1 pseudogene is annotated in these 279 nt (G+C 64.5%); it reads left to right on the top strand.

Annotation, left to right across the window (positions count from 1 at the left end):
- A pseudogene (locus KZZ04_RS18995) lies at positions 1-279 on the top strand (protocatechuate 3,4-dioxygenase subunit beta); the annotation flags it as partial.

Here is a 279-nt window from a genome sequence, read left to right as displayed (position 1 = left end):
CGCAAGCGGGCACTCAACCGGATTACCTGCACCCGGCCTACCAGTCGACGAACCTGCGTTCGCCGTCCAAGCCGTTGGTGTTCCTGCCCCATTCCTTGTCGGAAATCACCGGCCCGACCATCGGCGCCGAGCGGGTTAACGAGAAGGATAACGACCTCACCGCCCAGCAGGATGGCGAGCCCCAGGGCGAACGCATCATCATCCATGGCCGCGTGCTGGATGAAAACGGTCTGCCCGTGCCGGGCATTCTGGTGGAGATCTGGCAGGCCAACGCCGCCG

Source organism: Pseudoalteromonas sp. CR1, assembly GCF_019392235.1.
GTDB lineage: Bacteria > Pseudomonadota > Gammaproteobacteria > Enterobacterales > Alteromonadaceae > Pseudoalteromonas.
Note: the sequence above shows the minus strand (reverse complement) of the source record. Positions and strands in the feature narration are given on the sequence as shown.